Source organism: Mycobacterium sp. BMJ-28 (assembly GCF_054404835.1).
This window is the reverse complement of the sequence record NZ_CM136783.1, coordinates 2,546,575-2,560,730: the sequence shown is the minus strand read 5'-3', so window position 1 is coordinate 2,560,730 and position 14,156 is coordinate 2,546,575. Positions and strand designations below refer to the sequence as shown.

Genomic DNA, 14,156 nt, shown 5'->3' with positions numbered 1-14,156 from the left:
ACCCCAGAATCCTCCCCCGGCCCACGGCCGTGCGCCGGGACATCCGGGGCGTGTCGCGATAACGATCAGGCAGCGGCGCGGCTAAGCACCGACGGCAGTGAGCCATTCACCGTAGAACAACGCCACACCGAGGCCACACGCGATCGCGGTCAGTAGCCAGAACCGGATGATCACGGTGGTTTCGGCCCAGCCCACCAACTCGAAATGGTGGTGGAACGGCGCCATCCGGAACACCCGGCGGCCAGTGGTACGGAAGGCCAGGATCTGCACCACCACCGATGTCACCTCGGCGACGAACAGCGCACCCAGCACCACCGCCAGCATCTCCGTGCGGCTGGTCACCGACAGGCCGGCAATGATGCCGCCCAACGCCAGCGAACCCGTGTCCCCCATGAAGATCTTCGCCGGCGCCGCGTTCCACCACAGGAATCCGACACAGGCGCCCGCCGTCGCCGCGGCCACCAACGCCAGATCCAGCGGGTCGCGCACGTTGTAACAACCCAGTCCGGGACTGGTCGCGCAGGCGTTGCGGTACTGCCAGAAGGTGATCAGCACGTACGCCGCGCTGACCATCGCCATCGCGCCCGCGGCCAGCCCGTCGAGCCCGTCGGTGAAGTTCACCGCGTTCGACCAGGCACTGACGACCACCACCACGAACACCACGAACACCAGCGGGGCCAGCGTGACGGTGGCGATCTCGCGCACGTAGGACAGTCCGGCACTGCTCGGCGTCAGGCCGTCGGCATTGCGGAACTGCAGCACCAGCGCGCCGAACAGCACGGCGGCACCCAGCTGGCCCACCGTCTTGGCCGTCTTGTTCAAACCCAGATTGCGGGACCGACGGATCTTGATCATGTCGTCGATGAATCCCACCAGGCCCAGCGCAGTGGCCAGGCCCAGCACCAGCAGGCCCGACGCGGACGGCCCTTCGCCGCCGAACGCCAGCCCGACCAGGTGAGTGCCCAGATACCCGGCCCAGATACCCGCGACGATCGCCACCCCGCCCATCGAGGGCGTGCCGCGCTTCTTGTGATGGCTGGGCGGACCGTCCTCGCGGATCTCGTGGCCGAACCCCTGCCGGGTGAACAGCCGGATCAGTGCCGGGGTCAAGATGATCGACACCGCCAGCGCGATCGCCACGGCGATCAGGATCTGCTTCATCCGGCCGCCACAGCGTCGGCCAGCGCACCCAGCCCGGCCGAGTTGGAGGCCTTCACCAGCACCACGTCACCGTCGGCCAGTTCGGCGCGCAGCAATGCCAGTGCGGCGTCGGCGTCCGGGACCAGCACGGACTCACTGCCCCACGAACCTTCCATCACCGCCCCCTGGTGCATCGCGCTCATCGTTCTCCCGGCTCCGACAACAATCAGTCGAGAGACATCTAAGCGCACCACCAGCCGGCCGATGCGATCGTGTTCGGTTATCGCGTCATCGCCGAGCTCGGCCATCTCGCCGAGCACCGCCCAGCTCCGCCGCCGGACCGGTCCGGAACGCGCCATCCAGGCCAGCGCCTTCAACCCGGCCGCCATCGAATCCGGGTTGGCGTTGTAGGCGTCGTTGATCACCGTGACGCCGTCGGCCCGGGTGCTCACCTGCATCCGCCGCGCCGACGCCGCGGCCGCACCGGCCAGCGCCTCGGCCACCTGGGTCGGCGTGGCGCCGCACTCGAGTGCCACCGCCGCGGCGGCCAGCGCATTGGAGACCTGATGTTCACCGTGCACCGCCAGCGCCACCTGCACCGCCTCGCCCGCGGCATGCAGGGTGAACCGCGGCCGGGCCAGCTCGTCCAGGGTGACCGGGCCGGCCCAGACATCGCCGCCCGAGGCCCGCGACACCCGCACCACGCGGGCGGCACTGACCTGCGCCATCGCCGCCACCGCCGGGTCATCGGCGTTCAAGATCACCACCCCGGAGGCCGGGACCGATTGCGGGAGTTCGGCTTTCGTCGCCGCGATGACCTCGCGCGATCCGAACTCACCCAGGTGTGCGGTCCCCACGTTGAGCACCACACCGATGGCCGGCGGTGCGATCGCCGCCAGCGCCGCGATGTTGCCGGGATGGCGCGCCGACATCTCCAGGATGAGGAAGTCCGTTTCGGTGGTGGCGCGCAGCACCGTCCAGGGGTGCCCCAATTCGTTGTTGAACGAACCCGGCGGGGCGATCACCTCGCCCAGCGGCGCGAGCACCGCCGCGAGCAGATCCTTAGTCGATGTCTTGCCCGACGATCCGGTCACCCCGATGATCCGCAGCCCGCCCGCGGTCAGTTCGTCGGCCACCGCCCGCGCCAGCCGCGCCAGCGCCGCCAGCACCGCGGCGCCCGAGCCGTCGGAGTCGTGTTCGAGCGCGCCCGAGGCGCGGTCGGGACCGTCGGCGGGCGGCACGACGATGGCGGGCACGCCGACCGGGCGGGCGGCCAGCACCGCCGCGGCGCCGGCGGCGACCGCCGCGGCCGCGAAATCGTGTCCGTCGGTGTTGGCGCCCGGCAGCGCCAGGAACAGACCACCGGCGCCGACCGCCCTGGAGTCGAACTCCACGGTGCCGGTCACCCGGGTCGCCTCGGCCTCGGCGCGCGTGATGCCGGACAGCCGGCCGCCGACGATGTCGGCGATCTGCGCCACGGTCAGGGTGATCATGTGTGTCGCCTCAAAGTCTCCAGCGCGGCGGCCAACTCGTCGCGGTCGTCGAAGGGGCGAGTTCGGCCTCCGCTCGTCTGCCCCGACTCGTGGCCCTTGCCTGCGATCAGCACGGTGTCTCCGGGACGGGCCCAGGCCACCGCGTAGTCGATGGCGGCGCGCCGGTCCCCGATCTCGACGACTTCGGCGGGCGATCCCACCGTCCCGCCCAGGATGGCGGCGCGCACCGCGGCCGGATCCTCGTCACGGGGGTTGTCATCGGTGACGACCACCAGGTCGGCAAGTTCCGCGGCCACCCGGCCCATCGGCTCGCGCTTGCCGGGATCCCGGTTGCCTCCGGCGCCGAACACCACCGCCAGCCGGCCGGTGCCGCGCAGGGTCTGTAGCACCGCCTCCAGGGCACCGGGTTTGTGCGCGTAGTCGACCAGTGCCAGGAAGTCCTGGCCGCGATCGATGGCCTGCAGCCGGCCGGGCACCGCCGCATCGCGCAGGCCCGACGCGCTCTGCTCCGGCGATACCCCGACCGCGTCCAGCAATGCGAGCGCCAGCAGCGCATTCGCCACGTTGTACCGGCCGGGCAACCCGATGCGCAGGCGGTGATGCACCCCGGCCGGATCGACGGCGGTGAACTCCTGGGCGCCCGGCCCGACGTCGTGCACCTCCTCGATCCGCCAGTCCGCGTCGGCGCCGGTGCTGCTGACCCGGACCGGGGCGACGGCGCGAGCGGCGATCTGGCGGCCCCATTCGTCGTCGACGCACACCACCGCGTGGGCGGCGTGGGTGGGCGACGCCGGCTCGAACAGCCTGGCCTTGGCGTCCAGGTAATCGGCCATCGTGGGGTGGAAGTCCAGGTGATCGCGGGACAGGTTGGTGAAACCGCCGGCCTCGAAGGCCACCCCGTCGACCCGCCCCAGCGACAGCGCGTGACTGGAGACCTCCATCACCACGGTGTCCACGCCCTGCTCGGCCATCGCGGCCAGCAGCGCCTGCAGATCGGGCGCCTCGGGCGTGGTCAGCGCGCTCGGCAGGTCGCGCCCGTCGATGCGGATGCCCACGGTGCCGATCAGGCCGGCCACCCGGCCGGCCGCGCGCAGCCCCGCCTCCACCAGATAGGTGGTGGTGGTTTTGCCCGAGGTGCCGGTGACCCCGATGACGCGCAGCTTGCGCGACGGGTCGCCGTACACGGCGGCGGCGACCTCACCGAGCACCGTCCGGGGCTGCGGGTGCACGAGCACTGCGGCGTCCAGGCCGGCCGGCAGCAGGGCCAGGCCGTCCGGATCGGTCAGGATCGCCACCGCGCCGGCGCCGACCGCCGCCGCCGCGAAGTGGGCGCCGTGCGCTTTGGCGCCGGGCAGGGCGGCGAACAGGTCACCGGGAACGACGTCCTGGCTGCGCAGCGTGACACCGGTGACGCGGTGGTTCGGTGCCGTCACGGCGGTGACGCCGATGCGCGCGGCCAACGAGCGTAAGAGTTCGCCGGCGGGATGACGGGGGCGAAGATTCATGGCGTTGCCACAGTACCGGTCGTGTTCATGGCCGGCGGCCGGCGTGATCGGCGCTCAGTCGGCCTGCAGCACCAGCGGCGGACCGGGATCGGCGGACAGCGGCACGTTCTCCCGCTGCAGCAGCCAGGCCGCGATGTGGTGGAACAGCGGGGCCATCGTGGTACCGGGAGTGCCGTCGGCGGTGCGGTGCGGATTGTCGGCCATGATCCCCACGACGTACCGCGGATCGTCCGACGGCGCCATGCCCGCGAAGGTGATCCAGTAGTGGTCGTCGTAGTAGCAGCCGCAGGCCGGGTTGATCTGCTGAGCGGTGCCGGTCTTGCCCGCGATCTGGTAGCCCTCGACCGCGGCCCCCGAACCGGTGCCCTGCTGGATACCGCGCGGGTCCTTCTGCACGACGGCGCGCAGCATGTTGCGCACGGTCTGTGCAGTCTGCGGCGACACCACCCGGACACCTTCGGGTCGCGGCTCGTCGGACCGGCTGCCGTCGGCGGCGATGACGGACTTGATGATCCGCGGCGGGATGCGCACCCCGTCGTTGGCGATCGCCTGGTACATGCCGGTCATCTGCAACAGGGTCATCGAAAGGCCCTGTCCGATGGGCAGGTTGGCGAACGAGCTGCCCGACCACTGATCGATGGGCGGCACCAGCCCGGAGCTCTCGCCGGGCAGCCCGACATTGGCGCGCTGGCCGAGGCCGAATTTCCCGAGCATGTCGTAGAAGCGTTCCGGTCCCACCCGCTGGGCCAGCATCAGGGTGCCGACGTTGGAGGACTTACCGAACACCCCGGTGGTGGTGTAGGGCATCACGCCGTGCGGCCACGCGTCGCGGACCGTGACGCCGCCCATGTCGATCGAACCCGGAACCTGCAGCACCTCATCGGGATTGGTCAGGCCGAGTTCGATTGCGGTGGACGCGGTGACGATCTTGTTCACCGATCCGGGCTCGAACGGCGAGGACACCGCCGGGTTGCCCATCTGGCGATCGCCCTGGCGGCCGATGTCCTGGCTGGGGTCGAAGGTGTTGTCGTTCGACATCGCCAGCACTTCACCGGTTTTCGCGTCCAGCACGACGGCGGACACGTTGCCCGCGCCGGAGGCCTCCTTGGCCTGCTGCACCTGCTGCTGGACGTAGAACTGGATATCGTCGTCCAGGGTCAGCTGCACCGACGAGCCGTTCACCGCGTCGTGCCGGTTGCGCATGCTGCCCGGGATCATCACCCCGTCGGAGCCGCGGTCATAGGTGACCGACCCGTCGGTGCCGGCCAGTTTGGCGTCATAGGAATCCTCCAGGCCGAGCAGACCGTGCCCGTCCCAGTCGATTCCGCCGACGATGTTGGCCGCCAGCGAACCACCCGGGTACTGGCGGATGTCCTGGCGTTCGGTGCCGACTTCGCGGAACTTGGTGGTGATGGCATCGGCGACCGCGGGGTCGACCGCGCGGGCCAGGTAGACGAAGGAGTCCTTGCCGCTCAGCTTCTTCAGCAAGGTGGCCGAGTCGGGCTTGTTGTTCAGCCGGGTGGCCACCTCGGTGGCGATGGCGCGCAGCCGCTGGTCGGGGTCCGGGGCCTCCGGGTCGGCGGCCTTGGCCTCCTCCAGTTGCTTGCGCACCTTGGCCGGCTGGAAGGTCAGTGCGCGGGCCTCGATGGTGAAGGCCAGCTTGTCGAAATTGCGGTCGACGATGCTGCCCCGCACCGCCTTCTGCACATCGGTGACCTTCAGCTGGCTGAGCGCCTCGGCGCGCAGCCCCGCCGCGTTGGAGATCTGCAGATTGAACAGCTGGGCCGCCGCGACCACCAGGACCAGGAAGATCACCACGTTGCCGAGTCGGTGCCGGAAGACGAAAGACGAACTGCGCAAACCTGTCTCGATGGGTTGGCGGATCCGCCGTTCGGTGGCCGTGTGTTCTTGGCCGGCCGCGACCGGTGCGCGCCGCTTGGCGGCCGGTGCGGGCTTCTTGCGGCCGATCATGCGGGGGCGCCCAGGGGGGCCACGGGGCCAGCCTGTTCGGTACCGCCCACCGGGCCAGGCTGCGCCGGAAGCTGCGGCGCGGCCAGATGCGGTGCGCCGTCTACGGGCACCGCCGGAGGTACGGCATCGGGTACCGGCAGCGCCGCCGGGGCGGGCACCGATGCGTCCGGTGCGGGTGCCGCGGGGACGGCGGCCAGCGGGGCGGCCGGGACGCTGGGCGGCACCCGGACCACGACCTCACGCGGATCCACCACCCGCGGCCCGGGAGCGGCGGCCGGGCCCGGCCGGGCCGGGCCTGCCGGACCGGAAGCCGAGGTCACCGCGGTCGACGAACTCTCCTCGGGCAGTGGGGTGTTCAGTGGTGGTGGCGGGACGCCCTCGGCCGGTTTGGGTGTGCCGACCACCATCCAGTTGCCGGTCGGGTCCTGCACCAGGTGCGCGGTGTCGCGGGACGGGATCATGCCCAGGTTGCGCGCGGCCTCGGCCAGCGCCGGGGCGGCCTGCGCCTCCAGCACATCGCGTTCCAGCGCTTCCTTCTGCTGCAGCAGAGCCTGGTTGAGCTCACGGGCGTGGCCGAGCTGATATGACCGCTCGGCGGCGTCGGTGGACAGCCACAGCGTCATGCCGAGGCCGATGCCCAGCGCACCGATCACCAGCACCACGAACGGCACCCGCGACACCATCGCGCGCGGGCTGAACTCGATCGAGGCCAGCCGGGTGATCAGCCGTTCCCGCAATGGGAGCCGGACAACCTTGGGTGCCTTGGCTTTCCGCGCCTTGGCTCGGGCTTTGGCCTGCTTGGCACTCTTGGCCATCGTCGGCGCGGGCGCCGACCGTGGGATGGGGCTGGTCTGGGGCGCCGAGCGCTGCGGGCGGTGGGTGCGCTGCTCGGGTGCCGGCCCGCGCGCGTTCCGCCTGCGGGCGGCCGGCTCGGCCTGCCGCTTGCTCGCCTGCGCCTTCTTCTTCGGGTTGCCACGCCGGCGCTCATCGGTGCCGGGCACCGGTGCGGATCGCTTGACCTTCATGAGTCATCCTTTCCGGCAACCTTTTCCAAAGCGCGCAAGCGCACCGATGCGCTGCGCGGGTTACGTTCGATCTCCGCGTCGTCGGCCTGCTCGGCCCCGCGGGTGAGTGCGACGAATTCGGCTTCGTAGCCGGGAAGTTCGACGGGCAGGCCGGGCGGGGTGCGCGACGCGGTCGCGGTGGCGAACAGCCGCTTGACGATCCTGTCTTCCAGCGACTGGTAGGCCATCACCGCGATCCGGCCGCCCCCGGACAGGGCGTCCATGGCGGCGGGCACGGCGGCACTGAGCGAATCGAGTTCGGCGTTGACGGCTATCCGCAGCGCCTGGAAGGTGCGCTTGGCCGGATGCCCGCCGGTGCGCCGGGTGGCGGCCGGGATGGCCTCGTAGAGCAATTCGACGAGTTCGCCTGTGGTGCGCAGCGGTTCGCGAACACGTCGGCGGACGATGCGGCCGGCGATCCGGCCGGCGAACTTCTCTTCGCCGTATTCGCGCAGCACCCGGGCCAGCGCCTTCTCGTCGTAGGTGTTGAGGATCTCGGCGGCGGTCAACGGCGCGTCGGGATCCATCCGCATGTCCAGCGGGGCGTCCTGGGCGTAGGAGAACCCGCGGTCGGCCCGGTCCAGCTGCATGGAGGACACCCCGAGGTCGAAAAGCACTGCATCCACTTCTGCTTCATCGCGATCGTCCCAGTACCCGTCGTACCGGGTGCGGACGAATTTCATCCGGTCACCGAACGGTGCCAGCCGCGCGGACGCGATCGACAATGCGTTCGGGTCGCGGTCCAGACCCACCACGTGCAGTCCGGGAAAGTCGGAGAGAAAACGATGCGAGTGCCCGCCGGCACCGAGGGTGGCGTCCACCAGGACGGCGCCGGTGCCATCGGCGTGCCGGCGGGTCAGTGCGGGAGTGAGCAGTTCGACGCAGCGGTCGATCAGAACCGGGACGTGACCGTGCTGGGCCGCGCCGTCATCGGAGACGTTGTTGTCGGACGCGTTGTTGTCGGACACAGCGACGACCCCCCGGCAGTGAAGATGGTGGGCCCGTGGGGCGAGGTCTCTGTCCGAATTGGACCTGGCGTCGGGGAAGTACGCCAGGGCCGGTTCGGGCAGAGGCCACGCTGCACGGGCATCCTGATCAGAGAATGTCGCGAAGAGTGTCATCGCTGGCCGCGGAGAAAGTCTCTTCGTGGGCGTCCTGGTATTCCTGCCACGCTTGCGCGTCCCAGATCTCCAAGAAGCGAATCGAACCCGTCACCACGCACTCCCGGGAGAGATTCGCGTAGCGGCGGTGCTCGGCGGACAGGGTGATCCGGCCCTGTGCGTCGGGATGCTGCTCGTCGGTGCCGGCTGCCAGGTTGCGGACGTAGGCGCGTTCCTGCGGGCTGCCCCGGCGCGCTTTCTCGTCCAGCTCGATGATCATCGATTCGAATTCGGCGCGCGGGTAGACGGCGAGGCTGCGGTCTTGACTTTTGGTGACCATCAACCCTCCTGCCAGTGCGTCGCGAAACTTGGCGGGCAACGTCAGTCGCCCCTTGTCATCGAGCTTGGGCGTGTAGGTGCCGAGAAACATCTCGCCACCTCCCAGCACCCTCCGGAGCCCCGGCCGCTCCGTTGTCAGCCACTTTACCCCACAATCCCCCACCGAGCGCCATTTGCTACCACTCAATTGGTTGGACGCCCCACCGGCACCCCCGAAAACGTCATCAACCCGCGGCTGAGGGCGCGTACGAACGAGATCCCGGTGCAGGAAGATGCAGCTCAGCGCTGATCAATGGGGTCGGTGGCGCGGTGGGGCAAAGTGGGGCGCCCGGACGGCGCCGGCCCTGTGTCCCGCAGGCACATCCGACACGCCGGGACTTTCCGGGCACAAAAAAAGGGGCAGTCCCTTACGGAACTGCCCCGCGACCGGAACCGGTCACTCGTCGAAGCGACGCCGGAAGCGATCCTCCATCCGGCTGGTGAACGAACCGCCGCCGCTCTTGCCGCGCTTATTACGGCTGGCACCGCCGGCCGGAGCCGACTTGTCCCGCGGCCCGGACACCCGCGGCCCGGTGACCGCGAACACGACGCCGCCGAACATCACCACGAAGCCGATCACCGACAGCACAGGGAAACTGCCGATCATGGTGGCCTTGAACGCCACCCCGGACACCAGCAGGGCCAGCCCGATCACGAACAGCGCCACGCCCTGCAGGCGGCGGCGGGTCGACGGTGCACGCAATGTGCCACCCCGAACGCTGGAAGCGAACTTGGGGTCCTCGGCGTACAGCGCGCTCTCGATCTGGTCGAGCATGCGCTGCTCATGATCGGAGAGTGGCATCCGTCCCTCCTCAGGATCGATGCAGCGTCGGTGGAACCGCGGCCGTCTCTTCAAAGTCGATGACGTCCGCGAGTACGGACGCTTAATAACCATGATACGAGGTCGATCTGACCCGTACCACCTACTTGACCGACGATTGTATGACCTCCGACACCGAACTCCCCCGCCGCCGTCCCACCACGGCCGCATCCGATAATGGAGGAGACCGACCGCACGCACACCGCGAAGGGCACTGAAGTTGGCGACGTATCTGGTGGATCTGTCGTCCGACGCCATGGTGCGCCGACTGCCGGAGGCACTGTCGGTGTATGTCGACGCCATGCGGTACCCGCGCGGCACCGAGGGGCAACGTGCCTCCATGTGGGTGGAACACAGCCGCCGGCCGGGCTGGAAAGGCGTCGCAGCAATCGACACGGCGGCAATCGACGACGGGCCCGAGGCCCACGATCTGGAGTCCGGCGACCTGATCGGTATCGCCTACGGCTACTGCGGCGCACCCGATCAGTGGTGGCAGCAACAGGTGGTGCAGGGCCTGCGGCGGATCGGGACCGACCAGGCCCAGGTGTCCAGCCTGATGTCCAGTTATTTCGAGCTCACCGAGCTGCACATCCATCCCCGCGCCCAGGGCCGGGGACTGGGCGAGGCGCTGGCCCGCCGGCTGCTGGACGGCCGGCCCGAAACCCACGTGCTGTTGTCCACGCCGGAGATCAACGGCGAGGCGAATCGGGCCTGGCGGCTGTACCGCCGGCTGGGCTTCACCGACGTGATCCGCGACTACCACTTCGCCGGCGATCCGCGACCCTTCGCGATCCTGGGCCGGTCGCTGCCCCTGGATGATCCCGGTCTGGCACGATGACCGAGTGCCGCATCAGCTAGCCGCAACGAAGCCGGGGACCAGGCGACTTCGGGCCCTGATCCTCCTGCTGCTGATCCTGACCCCACTGGCCGTCGGCTGCGTGCGGGTGCGCACGTCGATCACGGTGTCCCCCGACGATCGGGTATCGGGACAGATCGTGGCCTCGGCCAAGGCGCGCAACGCCGAGGACAAGGGTCCACAGCTGCTCAATTCGCTGCCGTTCAGCAACAAGGTGGCCATCTCGCAGTACGACCGCGGCGACTACGTCGGTTCGCAGGCGGTGTTCTCCGATCTGACCTTCGCCGAGCTGCCCCAACTGGCGAACATGAACCGCGATGCCGCCGGGGTGGACATCTCGCTGCGGCGCGCCGGTGAGCTGGTGATACTCGAGGGCCGGGTCGACCTCACCACACTCAGCGACCCCGACGCCGATGTGTCGATGAGCGTCTCCTTCCCCGGTGAAGTGACGTCGACCAACGGCGATCAGGTCTCCAGTGACGTCGTGGAGTGGAAGCTGAAGCCGGGCGTGGTGACCACGATGAACGCCCAGGCGCGCTACACCGACCCCAGTGCGCGATCCTTCACCGGAGCCGCGATCTGGCTCACCGTCGGATCATTCGTCGTCGCCGGAATCATCGCGGCCGTCGCATGGGCGGCCCGCGACCAATCGCCCAAGGTGGGCGACGCAAGCTGATCGGGTCCCGACGCTTTAGGCTAAGAACCGTCGGGACCGAAGTCGGGGCAGGAGAAAGGGGCGCCCGCTGACCGTGGATACAGCGGCACCATCAGCCGTGCAGCTGGTCAACGCCGTCGTCGACCAGTTGCGGCAATACCTGTCCGACCGCCGCCGTGACAGTGCCTACATCGGCCCCGAGTACGCCGAACTGACCGCCGCACTCGAAGAATTCGTGCTGCGCGGTGGCAAACGAATCCGGCCCGCCTTCGCCTATTGGGGCTGGCGTGCGGTGGCCGGCCCGGACCGGGACGCCGACACCGACGACCCGAAAGCCCTGCGCCTGTTCTCCGCGCTGGAACTGCTGCACGCCTGCGCGCTGGTGCACGACGACGTCATCGACGCCTCGGCGACCCGGCGCGGACTGCCGACGGTGCACCGGCATTTCACCGATCTGCACCGCGCCCGCACGTGGCATGGATCCAGCGAACAGTTCGGCATGTCCGCGGCCATCCTGCTCGGCGACCTGTCGCTGGTGTGGGCCGACGACATCGTCGCCACCGCGGACCTGCCCGCCGAAGCGCATCTGCGCGTGCACAAGGTGTGGGCCGATATCCGCACCGAGGTGCTGGGCGGGCAGTACCTGGACATCGTCGCAGAATCCAGCGGCGCCGAGTCGGTGGCCTCGGCGATGACCGTCAACACCTACAAGACGGCGTCCTACACGGTGTCGCGGCCGCTGCAGCTGGGCGCGGCCGCCGCCGCGGACCGGCCCGACGTGCAGGACATCTTCCATCAGATCGGCACCGACCTGGGGGTGGCGTTCCAGCTGCGCGACGACGTGCTCGGCGTGTTCGGCGACCCGGCCGTCACCGGTAAACCGTCCGGTGACGACCTGCGCTCGGGCAAGCGCACCGTCCTGCTGGCCGAGGCCGTCGAACTGGCCGAGAAGACCGATCCGGTGGCCGCAAAACTGCTGCGCACCTCGATCGGGACGGAACTGTCCGACCCGCAGGTGCGTGAACTGTGTCAGGTGATCGAGGGGGTCGGGGCACTGGCCGCGGTCGAGGGCCGCATCGACACCCTCAACCGCAGGGCGCTGGACACCCTCGCCGCCGCGCCGATCGATCCGCACGCCAAGATCGGCCTGGCCGAACTCGCCGGCCTGGCATCCAACCGGTCCGCATAGGAGCATGACCACCCCGACGGCGATCGACCCCGCCCACGACGGGCCGGCCAGCCCGCTGCGCCGGCACCTGGCCCGGCTGCTGCTGTTCGCGGCCTCGCCCGAGGCCGGCCCGGCCCGGCTGGGTTTCCTGGGCGCCGTGATGATCACCGCGGGTGGCCTGGGTGCGGGCAGCACCCGGCTGCACGACCCCCTGCTGGAATCGCTGCACCTGTCCTGGCTGCGGTTCGGGCACGGCCTGGTGCTGTCGTCGGTGCTGTTGTGGGGCGGGGTGGCGCTGATGCTGGTCGCCTGGCTGGGTTTGGGCCGGCGGGTGGTCGACAGATCCGCCACCGAGTACACGATGCTGGCCACCACCGGGTTCTGGCTGCTGCCGTTGCTGTTGAGCGTGCCGGTGTTCAGCCGCGACACCTATTCCTACCTGGCCCAGGGCGCCCTGCTGCGCGACGGCCTCGATCCCTATGTCGTCGGCCCGATCGACAACCCGAACTCGTTGCTGGACAACGTGTCCCCCATCTGGACCACCACCACCGCGCCGTACGGGCCCGCCTTCATCCTGGTGGCGAAGTTCGTCACGATGATCGTCGGGAACCATGTCGTCGAGGGCACGATGCTGCTGCGGCTGTGCATGCTGCCGGGGCTGGCCCTGCTGATCTGGGCGGCTCCCCGGGTCGCACGCCATGTCGGCGCCAGCGCCGCCGCCGCGCTGTGGATCTGCGTGCTCAATCCGCTGGTGATCATCCATCTGATGGGTGGCGTGCACAACGAGATGTTGATGGTCGGCCTGATGATGGCCGCCCTCGCGTTGACCTTCGGCGGCCGGCCGGTGTGGGGTGTGAGCCTGATCGCCATCGCGGTGGCGGTGAAGGCCACCGCGGGCATCGCGCTGCCCTTCATGGTGTGGGTGTGGATGCGGCGACTGCAGGACCGCCGCGGGTACCGGCCGGTGCCGGCGTTCGCCGTCGCGACGGCGGCCTCGGCAGCGATCTTCGTCGCCGTCTTCGCGGTGCTGTCCTGGCTGGCCGGTGTCGGCCTGGGCTGGCTGACCGCGCTGGCCGGGTCGGTGAAGATCATCAACTGGCTGACCATCCCGACGGCCACCGCCAATATCGTCAACACCGTTGGCGGGCTGTTCATCCCGATCAACTTCTACGCCGTGCTGGACATCACCAGGATCCTCGGCGTCGCCGTGATCGCCATCGCCCTGCCGCTGTTGTGGTGGCGATACCGCCATGACGACCGCGAGGCATTGACCGGCATCGCGCTGGCGATGCTGGTCGTGGTGCTGTTCGTGCCCGCCGCCCTGCCCTGGTACTACACCTGGCCGCTGGCCGTGCTGGCGGCACTGGCGCAGTCGCGGGCCGCGGTGGCGCTGATCGCCGGCTTCTCGACGTGGATCATGGTGATCTTCAAACCCGATGGCTCACACGGGATGTACTCCTGGATCCACGTCGCGCTGGCCACCGCGTGCGCGGTGGGGGCGTGGTACTGGCTGGCGAAGGCTCCGGAGACGGCGGTGCCGTCAGTAGGCCACGACGGCGGTGCCGTCTAATAGGCCATCGCCTGAGCCCGCCGGATGACCTCACGGGCCTGATGTGAGTGCAGGGCGTCCACCGGGCGGGCATTGGTCTGCCGTTCGGTGCTACCGTCCCGGCTGATCGTCAGGGACGGGTCCGGGGTGAACAGCCAACGCACGATCTCGGTCTCGTGGTAGCCGCCGTCGTGCAGCACCACCAGCAGCCCCTGCAGCGTCTTGATCACATGTCCGGTGTCATCGAAGAAGAGCTTGGGCACCACCACCGCCCCGTTCCGGCGCACCCCGACCAGATGGCCGTCACGCAACTGTTGGTGCACCTTGGTCACCGAGATGCCCAGGAGGGCCGCCACCGCGGCCAGGTCGTATACGGATTCTTCGGGGTCCAAGACATCGTCGGCCGCCGGAATGCTGCTCACCGCACAGAGTCTAGGGCTCAGACCGGCTCTCGTAC

At 69.6% G+C, this 14,156-nt stretch carries 13 protein-coding genes; 4 read left to right on the top strand and 9 right to left on the bottom strand.

Annotated elements, in window-relative coordinates; genetic code table 11:
• Positions 1-81: 81 nt before the first annotated feature.
• The 8 genes from mraY to ACXPWS_RS12560 all read right to left on the bottom strand — a co-directional run bounded on the left by mraY (position 82) and on the right by ACXPWS_RS12560 (position 9,453).
• Positions 82-1,161: a phospho-N-acetylmuramoyl-pentapeptide-transferase gene (gene mraY / locus ACXPWS_RS12595; RefSeq protein ID WP_458712745.1), complete on the bottom strand. Its 1,080-nt coding sequence runs from the start codon at positions 1,159-1,161 to the stop codon at positions 82-84.
• On the bottom strand, positions 1,158-2,633 hold the full coding sequence (locus tag ACXPWS_RS12590) for a UDP-N-acetylmuramoyl-tripeptide--D-alanyl-D-alanine ligase (RefSeq protein WP_458712744.1): 1,476 nt from the start codon (positions 2,631-2,633) through the stop codon (positions 1,158-1,160). The genes mraY and ACXPWS_RS12590 overlap by 4 nt, the downstream gene beginning before the upstream one ends.
• Positions 2,630-4,138 (bottom strand): UDP-N-acetylmuramoyl-L-alanyl-D-glutamate--2,6-diaminopimelate ligase, encoded by a 1,509-nt coding sequence (locus ACXPWS_RS12585; protein ID WP_458712743.1) that lies wholly within the window; start codon positions 4,136-4,138, stop codon positions 2,630-2,632. The genes ACXPWS_RS12590 and ACXPWS_RS12585 overlap by 4 nt, the downstream gene beginning before the upstream one ends.
• Before the next feature lie 54 nt (positions 4,139-4,192).
• Positions 4,193-6,109 carry a peptidoglycan D,D-transpeptidase FtsI family protein gene (locus ACXPWS_RS12580; RefSeq protein WP_458712742.1) on the bottom strand — a complete coding sequence of 639 codons (1,917 nt, stop codon included), beginning with the start codon at positions 6,107-6,109 and terminating at the stop codon, positions 4,193-4,195.
• The gene (locus ACXPWS_RS12575) at positions 6,106-7,134 is read right to left on the bottom strand and encodes a hypothetical protein (RefSeq protein ID WP_458712741.1); all 1,029 of its coding nucleotides are present in this window, start codon (positions 7,132-7,134) and stop codon (positions 6,106-6,108) included. The genes ACXPWS_RS12580 and ACXPWS_RS12575 overlap by 4 nt, the downstream gene beginning before the upstream one ends.
• On the bottom strand, positions 7,131-8,294 hold the full coding sequence (rsmH, locus tag ACXPWS_RS12570; RefSeq protein ID WP_458712740.1) for a 16S rRNA (cytosine(1402)-N(4))-methyltransferase RsmH: 1,164 nt from the start codon (positions 8,292-8,294) through the stop codon (positions 7,131-7,133). Before rsmH ends, ACXPWS_RS12575 begins: the two co-directional genes overlap by 4 nt.
• Positions 8,269-8,703 carry a division/cell wall cluster transcriptional repressor MraZ gene (locus ACXPWS_RS12565; RefSeq protein WP_458712739.1) on the bottom strand — a complete coding sequence of 145 codons (435 nt, stop codon included), beginning with the start codon at positions 8,701-8,703 and terminating at the stop codon, positions 8,269-8,271. The genes rsmH and ACXPWS_RS12565 overlap by 26 nt, the downstream gene beginning before the upstream one ends.
• Positions 8,704-9,048: 345 nt before the next feature.
• The gene (locus ACXPWS_RS12560; protein ID WP_458712738.1) at positions 9,049-9,453 is read right to left on the bottom strand and encodes a DUF3040 domain-containing protein; all 405 of its coding nucleotides are present in this window, start codon (positions 9,451-9,453) and stop codon (positions 9,049-9,051) included.
• A gap of 238 nt (positions 9,454-9,691) precedes the next feature.
• Here ACXPWS_RS12560 and ACXPWS_RS12555 point away from each other — a divergent pair, with 238 nt between their 5' ends.
• The 4 genes from ACXPWS_RS12555 to ACXPWS_RS12540 all read left to right on the top strand — a co-directional run bounded on the left by ACXPWS_RS12555 (position 9,692) and on the right by ACXPWS_RS12540 (position 13,720).
• The gene (locus ACXPWS_RS12555) at positions 9,692-10,309 is read left to right on the top strand and encodes a GNAT family N-acetyltransferase (protein WP_458712737.1); all 618 of its coding nucleotides are present in this window, start codon (positions 9,692-9,694) and stop codon (positions 10,307-10,309) included.
• Positions 10,287-11,003, top strand: coding sequence for an LppM family (lipo)protein (locus ACXPWS_RS12550; protein ID WP_458712736.1), 717 nt, complete (start codon positions 10,287-10,289; stop codon positions 11,001-11,003). Before ACXPWS_RS12555 ends, ACXPWS_RS12550 begins: the two co-directional genes overlap by 23 nt.
• 73 nt (positions 11,004-11,076) lie before the next feature.
• Positions 11,077-12,171, top strand: a complete 1,095-nt coding sequence (gene idsA2, locus ACXPWS_RS12545) for a bifunctional (2E,6E)-farnesyl/geranyl diphosphate synthase (RefSeq protein ID WP_458712735.1) — start codon at positions 11,077-11,079, stop codon at positions 12,169-12,171.
• A gap of 4 nt (positions 12,172-12,175) precedes the next feature.
• Complete coding sequence (locus ACXPWS_RS12540; RefSeq protein ID WP_458712734.1) at positions 12,176-13,720, top strand: alpha-(1->6)-mannopyranosyltransferase A; 1,545 nt, start codon at positions 12,176-12,178, stop codon at positions 13,718-13,720.
• On the opposite strand, the gene ACXPWS_RS12535 is transcribed toward ACXPWS_RS12540, so the two are convergent.
• Entirely contained in the window at positions 13,717-14,121 is a 405-nt protein-coding gene (locus tag ACXPWS_RS12535) for an Rv2175c family DNA-binding protein (RefSeq protein WP_458712733.1), read from the bottom strand. The genes ACXPWS_RS12540 and ACXPWS_RS12535 overlap by 4 nt on opposite strands.
• Positions 14,122-14,156: the final 35 nt, after the last annotated feature.

Excerpts from the sequence above, each read along its gene's own strand:
- ACXPWS_RS12565 (WP_458712739.1), bottom strand. The coding sequence starts at position 8,703 with ATGTTTCTCGGCACCTACACGCCCAAGCTCGATGACAAGGGGCGACTG.
- ACXPWS_RS12560 (WP_458712738.1), bottom strand. The coding sequence starts at position 9,453 with ATGCCACTCTCCGATCATGAGCAGCGCATGCTCGACCAGATCGAGAGC.
- ACXPWS_RS12575 (WP_458712741.1), bottom strand. The coding sequence starts at position 7,134 with ATGAAGGTCAAGCGATCCGCACCGGTGCCCGGCACCGATGAGCGCCGG.
- ACXPWS_RS12590 (WP_458712744.1), bottom strand. The coding sequence starts at position 2,633 with ATGATCACCCTGACCGTGGCGCAGATCGCCGACATCGTCGGCGGCCGG.
- rsmH (WP_458712740.1), bottom strand. The coding sequence starts at position 8,294 with ATGACACTCTTCGCGACATTCTCTGATCAGGATGCCCGTGCAGCGTGG.
- ACXPWS_RS12540 (WP_458712734.1), top strand. The coding sequence starts at position 12,176 with ATGACCACCCCGACGGCGATCGACCCCGCCCACGACGGGCCGGCCAGC.
- ACXPWS_RS12580 (WP_458712742.1), bottom strand. The coding sequence starts at position 6,109 with ATGATCGGCCGCAAGAAGCCCGCACCGGCCGCCAAGCGGCGCGCACCG.
- ACXPWS_RS12585 (WP_458712743.1), bottom strand. The coding sequence starts at position 4,138 with ATGAATCTTCGCCCCCGTCATCCCGCCGGCGAACTCTTACGCTCGTTG.
- ACXPWS_RS12550 (WP_458712736.1), top strand. The coding sequence starts at position 10,287 with ATGATCCCGGTCTGGCACGATGACCGAGTGCCGCATCAGCTAGCCGCA.
- mraY (WP_458712745.1), bottom strand. The coding sequence starts at position 1,161 with ATGAAGCAGATCCTGATCGCCGTGGCGATCGCGCTGGCGGTGTCGATC.